Below are 7,508 nucleotides of genomic sequence, written 5' to 3'. Positions count from 1 at the left end.
GGGGGGGGGGGGGGGGGGGGCGGGGGGGGGGGGGGGGCCCCGGGGGGCGGCCGGGGGCCCCCCCCCACGCCCGAGGGGTTGGCACCCCCCGCGCCCGGTACCTGGATGCCGTCGTGGGTGCCCAACTCGGCGGCGACCAGCGAGTCGGCCGCGGCCGACTGCCCGGCGAGGTCCCGGTCCGACTGCTTGCCGTCGAACGCCGCGTAGCCCGCCCCGGCCAGCGCGGCGAGCAGCCCGGTCCCGGCCACGGCGGCGACGACCGCCGTCACCGGCACGAACCCGCCACGCCTGCGCCCGCGGCGGCCGCGGCCCTGGTGCCGCTCGGCGGCCCGCCGCGCGGCCCGGCCACCCGGGCGGCCGTGACCGCCGCCCGCCCCGCCGCCGCTCACCGGGATGATGGTCGTCCTGTCGTCGCTGCTCACGTGGCCACTGCTTTCTGTCCAGGTCGGCTGGTCGGGTGCCGACACCTGGGAGACCCCCCGACGGGGCGCCGATAACAGAAAGTCCGAACGAATGTCCGGCGACTTGATCACGTGAACCGGTCACCTGCCCCGGTCGGCTCAGCGGGCAGTGGTCCCGGCCGGCGACCCAGGGGCTCCGAGGGCCGCCGGAGCCGTGTCCTCCGGGGCCATGTCGTAGGTGACGGACATCGTCCGGGTCGCGACCTGGTCGTACTTGCCGCGCGCCCGGTGGTTGTCGTCGGCGGTGATCCACCGCACCGTGTTCCACCCGCGCTCGGCGGCGATCTCCCGCAACCTGGCCAGCAGTTGGTCCACCGCCCCGCCGCCGCGCACCTCGGGCGCGACGAACAGGTCGTCCAGGAAGCCGCCGACCGCCCCGTGCAGCGGCCGGGAGAACGGCCGGAAGTGCGCCAGCCCGACCGGCGTCCCGTCGCCGTCCCGGACCAGCAGACCCTCCAGCTCGTGCGCCGGATCGTTCAGCCAGGACCACACCAGCTCGGCCTTCTCCTCCGGCATCGGCACCCGGTAGAAGGCGCAGTACCCGCGGAAGACGGCACCGGGGTGAGCTGGCCGGACTCGGGGAAGGGACCGTGCATGGAAATGATCAGCAGCACCGACTTAGAGGCCGCGCAGATAGGCGGCGGGTAGATCTCGGCAGCAGTACAGGCACCGGTCTCGGATGATCATGGAGTTGCGACGCTCTGTGATCACTGGGGAGACCTGTGCCTGTCCTGCCATCATGGCTCACCGACCCGCTCTGGGACCAATTCTCGGCGCTGCTGCCCCAGCGGTCGGTCTTCCATCCGGACCACCCGCTGGGCTGTCACCGCCGACGGATCGGCGACCGGATCGTGTTCGACAAGCTCCTCCAGCTCCTGCGGTTCGGCTGCTCCTACGAGGCGATCGCCGACACCACCTGCTCGGCCACGACGATCCGCAACCGCCGTGACGAGTGGATACGCCTCGGCGTATTCGCCCAGTTCAAACAGCTCGCACTTGAGGCCTACGACCGGATCGTCGGCCTCGTCCTGGAGCAGATCGCTGTGGACGGTGCGATCACCAAGGCGCCCGGTGGTGGTGAGGCGGCCGGACGCTCACCCGTCGACCGGGGCAAGCAGGGCATACAACGCTCCGGGATGACCGACGGCTACGGCATCCCGCTCGGCCGCGTGCTGGCCAGAGCGAACCGCCACGACTCGCCCTTGCTGGCGCCAACTCTCGACCTGCTGGGCGAACTTGGTCCACTGCCGGACGACATCACCGTGCATCTGGACGCCGGATACGACTCCGCCGGCACTCGCAGCGAACTGAATGGTCGAGGGCTGCACGGGCAGATCGCCCACAAGGGTGAGAAGGCGCCGATCCAGGCAAGTCAGCGGTGGCATGTCGAACGCACTCACGCATGGCAGAACGCGTTCCACCGCCTCGCCCGCTGCTACGAACGCCGCACCGCCGTCATCAACGCCTTCTTCGACCTCGCTGACACCATCATCACCGTCCGCAGCCTGATCCGCCGCGCCTGGACCACCCACCGCTGGGAGGCGCGCCCCCGGCGCCGTCCATGAGCGCCACCCCTCCACGTAAACCCCAGGTCATTCCAGCCTGCGGGCCAGCAGATACGCGCGCTCCGTGTCCGCTTCACCCGGATACGGCCCTCGCACCAGTGTCGCCTCCATCGCAAATCCGGCAGCAACAAGGCCGACGGTCACTTCTTCGGGGCGCAGAGCGAAGAAGTCGAGCGAGACTGGACGGTCGAACCAGGAGTCCCGGTGCCGAACCTCCTGGCCCGCGTGGAACGCCGCGAGGACAAGGCCTCCCGGCCGCAGCACCCGGGCGAACTCCGCATAGGCCAGCGGCCGCTCCTCGACCTGGAGATGGATCAGCGAGTAGAACGCCACCACACCGGCCAGCTCACCGTCTCCCAGCGGAAGGTCGAGCATCGATCCGACCCGCACATCCAGGCCAGGCCTCTGCACCCGAGCCACCTCCACCATGCCCGGCGACACATCCAACCCCAGAACCGGAACCCCGAGATCGGCCAGGAAGCACGCCACCTGGGCAGGACCGCACCCCACATCGGCCACGAGGCCCTCATTCGGAACCTGCTCGGCAAAGGCCGTCAGCATGGCACGGTCCAACGGCTTGGAGGCCAGATCCGCAGTAAAACCCTGCGCGTACACGTCCGCGACCGCGTCGTAGGAGTCCCGGATGGAGGTGTTGTCCATTCCGCCAGTATGCGACACGCCCCGAAACCCCCGGACAGCTGGCACTACGGGAACCTCCAGCAGCTCATCGCCGGTCCCAGCGTCGGCAGCAGCCCAGCAAGTGAGCCGGATTGAACCATCGCAGAGCGTCAGCAACTCCATGATCAAGGACTCGAGACCACCACGGCTGTTGGCCGGCCTCCATCCGCCTATCCGCGCGGCCTCTTAGACCGGCCCTGGCCCGAGCTCTTACCCGATCGCCGCCCGGTCCTGGCCCTCTCCGCCACCCCCGGCCGCCCCGTACTCACCGAAGACGGCTGGGCCGGACGCGACAATCTCTTGGACGGCCGTGCGTCCCGTGCCGTCGGCCTGCGTTGCCGTTGAGATCTCGACACGGAGTCGCAGTTGCCGCCTGTGAATCCGGGAGAAATCCTGTCTGGTGGGGGGGTTTCTTCTGGGGAAGGAGGCAGCCCCTGGCCCTGTTCGACACGCTCACCATCCTCGCCGAGCGGGCGAAGGTCGCCGAGGATCACGCATCCCAGGCCGCGGCCCAGACCCGCGAGCAACTGCGAGCCGAGGTCGAAAGGGCTCGCAAAGACGCGCAGGACCAAGCCGCCAAGCTGCAGGAGTCGGCGCCTGGCGCCGAAGCGAAGATGTCGCAGTGGTGGGCTGAGATGCAGCAGAACTGGCGCGACCACACGGCGAAGGTGAGCAACGACATCCAGGCCCGCAAGCAGGATCACGACGCGGCTCGCGCGGCCGATCGCGCCGAGGCCGATGCGATCGCCGCGGTCGAATTCGCGCTGGCCGCCATCGAAGAAGCCGAGTACACGGTCCTCGATGCCCGGCTTGCCCGTATGGAGGCCGATCAGAAGAGCTCGAAGAGTTGACGTCCGGTCGGCCGGCCACTATTGGTCCCCGATCGGGTGCGACCGAATCCAACCAAGGTCCAGAAGTTCTGGCCGGGAGACCGTCAGAACCTCTGGGCCCGGTAGCGCCCAGGGACTTCGGATGGTAGCTCCGCTAGCAGCCGACGCAGTTCCTCCGGCTCCAGGGGCCCGACCTGGTGTCGAGCGACCACACCATCGAACACCGACCCGTCAATTTGGACATCACGGCCAAATTATCGAGTGGCTATATTTCCCCGACTCTGCGCTTGTGGATCCCCGAGTCGGGGATGACGCTGGATGTAGAAGCATATCGGAAGAGGGTCTGATCATGTCATTCCTCACAAGTATCCGTTCCTTCGTGCGTGAAGGTGGAGACCACGGCGGTCGCGGCGGCTACGGCTTCGACGACTTCGCGCGCGACGGTGGAGACCACGGCGGTCGCGGCGATTACGGCTTCGACGACTTCGCGCGCGACGGTGGAGACCACGGCCGCGGCTACGGCGGCTACGGCGACGGGGGCGACTGGGGCGATTAGTTGCCGCTAGCAGCTGCACGAATCCGTTCTGAGAGCGGGCCGGGCATCTGTGCCCGGCCTTGCCGCTGGGTCGGGGGACCGGATTCGGGCCGAGCGGGAAGACCGTGAGATGACCAGGAAGCACTACCTGCGGTCCGTGCTGCGACGGTTTCTCACGGTCGCCGAGACCGCCGACCCAGCCGTGGTCCCCACCGCACCACCGGTTCCACTCCGAGAGGTCTTCCAGCGTTTCTGGCCGTACACCAGAGGCGGCCGCCGCTGGCTGGCGGTGCTGCTGGCGCTGGTCGCGGTCGCCCCGGCGATCGAGGCGGCGGAGATCTGGCTTTTCAAGATCGTGATCGACGACATGCTCATCCCGCACCGGCTGAGCCTGTTCTTCCCGATCGCTCTCGCGTACGCCGCACTCGCGCTGCTCTCCGGAGTACTGGGATTCGCCGACCGGGTGACCTCCACCTGGGTCAGCGAGCGTTTCCTGCTCATTCTGCGGTCGGACGTCTTCCGGCACCTCCAGGGCCTGTCACTGGGGTTCTTCGAACGGCGGCGGCTCGGCGACGTGCTGTCCCGGGTGACCGGCGACATCGACGCGGTCGAGACCTTCCTGCTCTCCGGGCTCGTCAGCGCGGTCAGCCAGGTGATGCGACTGGGCATCTACGTCGGCGTACTGCTGGTGCTGAGCTGGGACCTGACGCTGACCGCACTGGTCGCCGCACCGCTGTTCTTCCTCACCGCCCGCCGCTTCGCGAAGCTGATCCGGGCGGCCTCGCGCGAGCGCCGCAGGCGCGCCGGTTCGATCAGCGCCGTCACCGAGGAGTCACTCGGCAACATCGCACTCGTCCAGGCGTACAACCGCCAGGACTGGGAGCACGCCAGGTTCCAGCGCGAGAGCATCGGTCGGTACCACGCGGCGATGGCCTCCACCCGGATCGGAGCGCTCTACGGGCCGACGGTCGACTTCATCGAACTGCTTGGTGGCATGGTGGTGATGGGGCTCGGGGCCTGGGAGCTGGTGCACGGACGGCTCACGCTCGGCGGGCTGATGGTCTTCCTCGCCCTGCTGAGTAGGCTCTACGGCCCGATCCAGGGGATGTCCGGACTCGGCACCACCTTCTACGCGGCCTCCGCCGCGGCCGAGCGGATCATCGAACTGCTCGACCAGCGCCCGCAGGTGAGGGAGGCGGCCGCCCCCCGGGCGATCGGCCGCACCCAGGGCGAGATCGAGTTTGACGACGTCACCTTCCGCTATCCGGAGACGAAAGTCCCCGCGCTGTCGGGCGTGTCGTTCAAGGTGGCGCCCGGGGAGATGCTGGCCCTGGTCGGCGCCAGCGGCGCAGGCAAGTCCACCGTCGCCAAATTGCTGCTGCGCTTCTACGACCCGGACGGCGGCACGGTCCGGCTGGACGGCCTCGACTTGCGCGAACTGGCCCTCACCGAGCTGCGCGAGAACGTCGCGGTGGTGCTCCAGGAGACCCTGGTCTTCCACGGCACCGTCCGGGAGAACATCGCCTACGGACGCCCGGAGGCGAGCGAGACCGAGATCCGGGCGGCCGCCCGGGCTGCAGACGCCCACGGGTTCATCAGCCTGCTCCCGGACGGCTACGACACCGTGGTGGGCCAACGCGGCCGACTGCTCTCCGGCGGCCAGCGCCAGCGTCTGGCCATCGCCCGCGCGATGATCCGCGACGCGCCCGTCCTCGTCCTGGACGAGCCGACCACGGGCCTGGACGCCGAGTCGACCCGGCGGATCATGGGCCCGCTGCGCCTGCTGATGGCCGGCCGCACGACGGTCATCATCTCGCACAACCTGCTCACCGTCCGAGACGCCAACCAGATCGTCCTGCTCGAACAGGGCCGACTCGCCGCCCACGGCACCCACGACGAACTCATCGCCCGCAGCCCCGCCTACGCCGCCCTCCACCGGCTGCACCACCCGCCGGACGCCCCCATCAGGTCCGTCTCCTGAGCCCTCCGCGCCGCGGCTTGAAAGCGGCAGGCCCCCCGCCCCGGTGGCCAGCGCAGATTCGGTACCGCGCCGCACGCCACCAGTCCGACCGCCACACCGGACAGGAGCCACCCCCCGGCGACCTCGGCGAGCCGTGCCAAAACCGGCGGTGTGCGGCCGAGACCGATCGCGGAGCGGCACACCGCCGGGCCGGCCCCGAACGGTCGGGGCCAGCTCATGGCCACTCTTGATGGTGCCGTGACCTGCGGGTCCACTGTATCGACGCGCTATGCCCAGCGCGGAATCCTCGATGGCTTCCTCGCCGGGACCGGGCTCTCCCTCGACCTCCCACCGCCATCACCTTGAAGCGCCGAGGTCAGTAGGACCGGCCGGACTGGGCGTCAGGGTGCCGGCCTGCGAAAATCGCTGTTCAGTCGTCACCGCACAGTGATAGAAAGCCCGGGTGACCGAGACCTTGGACTTCCCCGAGCTGCTGCGCCTGATCGACGAGCGGTCGGCCGCCTTCCGGGCCGCGATCGCCTCCGCGCCCAGCCTCGATGTGCAGGTGCCGACCTGCCCCGAGTGGACGCTGCTCGACCTGGTGCACCACCTGGGCGGGGGGCGTCGCGCCTGGGCCGCCACGGTCGCGGCTGGGCCGGACGCCTCAGGCAAGTTGGCGGGGGAGGGCCTGGCCGCACCGCAGGAGCGCGAGGCCCTGCTCGCTTGGCTGGCCGAGTCGACGCAGCAGATGCTGGACGCGTTGCGGGAGGCCGGCCCGGAGCGCGGTTGCTGGACGTGGTGGGGCTCGTCGCAGTCGCCGCGGACCTGCGGCGCCGTCGCCCGGCACCAGCTCCAGGAGATCGCGATGCACACCTATGACGCCCAGCTCACCGTGGGCGCCCCGGAGCCGCTGCCGGAGGAAGTGGCGCTTGACGGTGTCGAGGAGTTCCTGTTCACCTGCTGCACCACGACGGTCGCCTGGCCGCATAAGCCCGCCGTCGTCGACTACCACGTCACCGGGGGCGGCTCCTGGCGCCAATTGGTCTCCGCGGATGGTTCGCGGGCCTTCCGTCTGCCCGAATCCGGCGGTGTGCCCGCCGCCGGCGAGGACTCGGAGTCGGTCGACGTCTCCGCCCGGGGCACGGCGAGTGACCTGGTCCTGGCCTTCTACGGTCGCATCCCGCTGGACTCCCTGAAGCTCGAAGGCGATCGGCACCTCTTCGACCTTCTGGAGGAGTGGGACATGGAGTAGGACCGCCTGGAGTAGGACCGCGCGTTTAGAAGCGCCCGGCACCCAGGAGTCGTACTCGCCGGCCCGTGAACCCGTTCCCCGGTGAACCAGTTCCCCGGGTGAGCCCGTCGTGGGGGGGGGGGGGGCCCCCCCCGCCCCCCCCCCCCCGGCCCCCCCCCCCCCGGCCCCCCGCGGCCCCCCCCCCCGGGGGGGGGGGGCGCCCCGCCCCCCCCCCCCCCCCCCCCCCC

Annotated in this window: 8 protein-coding genes; 5 read left to right on the top strand and 3 right to left on the bottom strand. The window is 70.2% G+C overall.

Going from position 1 to position 7,508, the window contains the following annotated elements; all coding sequences use genetic code 11:
- Positions 1-422: hypothetical protein (locus ACH4J0_RS28075; protein WP_396243389.1), on the bottom strand; the 422-nt coding region annotated here is incomplete at its 3' end.
- Between the two features lie 138 nt (positions 423-560).
- Positions 561-983, bottom strand: coding sequence for a GNAT family N-acetyltransferase (locus ACH4J0_RS28070; protein WP_396243388.1), 423 nt, complete (start codon positions 981-983; stop codon positions 561-563).
- Between the two features lie 200 nt (positions 984-1,183).
- Between ACH4J0_RS28070 and ACH4J0_RS28065 the strand changes: the two genes are divergently transcribed.
- Positions 1,184-2,026, top strand: coding sequence for an IS5 family transposase (locus ACH4J0_RS28065; RefSeq protein WP_396243387.1), 843 nt, complete (start codon positions 1,184-1,186; stop codon positions 2,024-2,026).
- A 27-nt stretch (positions 2,027-2,053) separates the two neighbouring features.
- Here the strand turns inward: ACH4J0_RS28065 and ACH4J0_RS28060 are convergent, their stop codons facing one another.
- The gene (locus ACH4J0_RS28060; RefSeq protein ID WP_396243386.1) at positions 2,054-2,686 is read right to left on the bottom strand and encodes a class I SAM-dependent methyltransferase; all 633 of its coding nucleotides are present in this window, start codon (positions 2,684-2,686) and stop codon (positions 2,054-2,056) included.
- A gap of 353 nt (positions 2,687-3,039) precedes the next feature.
- Between ACH4J0_RS28060 and ACH4J0_RS28055 the strand changes: the two genes are divergently transcribed.
- From ACH4J0_RS28055 to ACH4J0_RS28040, 4 genes are all read left to right on the top strand, one after another.
- Positions 3,040-3,555 carry a hypothetical protein gene (locus ACH4J0_RS28055; RefSeq protein ID WP_396243385.1) on the top strand — a complete coding sequence of 172 codons (516 nt, stop codon included), beginning with the start codon at positions 3,040-3,042 and terminating at the stop codon, positions 3,553-3,555.
- Positions 3,556-3,913: 358 nt separating this feature from the next.
- Positions 3,914-4,090 (top strand): hypothetical protein, encoded by a 177-nt coding sequence (locus ACH4J0_RS28050; protein WP_396243384.1) that lies wholly within the window; start codon positions 3,914-3,916, stop codon positions 4,088-4,090.
- A gap of 109 nt (positions 4,091-4,199) precedes the next feature.
- Positions 4,200-6,050 (top strand): ABC transporter ATP-binding protein, encoded by a 1,851-nt coding sequence (locus tag ACH4J0_RS28045; protein WP_396243383.1) that lies wholly within the window; start codon positions 4,200-4,202, stop codon positions 6,048-6,050.
- A 442-nt stretch (positions 6,051-6,492) separates the two neighbouring features.
- Positions 6,493-7,281: a maleylpyruvate isomerase N-terminal domain-containing protein gene (locus ACH4J0_RS28040; RefSeq protein ID WP_396243382.1), complete on the top strand. Its 789-nt coding sequence runs from the start codon at positions 6,493-6,495 to the stop codon at positions 7,279-7,281.
- The last annotated feature ends 227 nt before the right edge of the window (positions 7,282-7,508 follow it).

Origin of the sequence: Kitasatospora sp. NPDC017646 (genome assembly GCF_044329365.1) — a bacterium.
Lineage (GTDB): Bacteria > Actinomycetota > Actinomycetes > Streptomycetales > Streptomycetaceae > Kitasatospora.
Note: the sequence above shows the minus strand (reverse complement) of the source record. Positions and strands in the feature narration are given on the sequence as shown.

Bases quoted from the DNA above. Each gene is read 5' to 3' on its own strand.
- ACH4J0_RS28045 (WP_396243383.1), top strand. From the start codon at position 4,200: ATGACCAGGAAGCACTACCTGCGGTCCGTGCTGCGACGGTTTCTCACG.
- ACH4J0_RS28060 (WP_396243386.1), bottom strand. From the start codon at position 2,686: ATGGACAACACCTCCATCCGGGACTCCTACGACGCGGTCGCGGACGTG.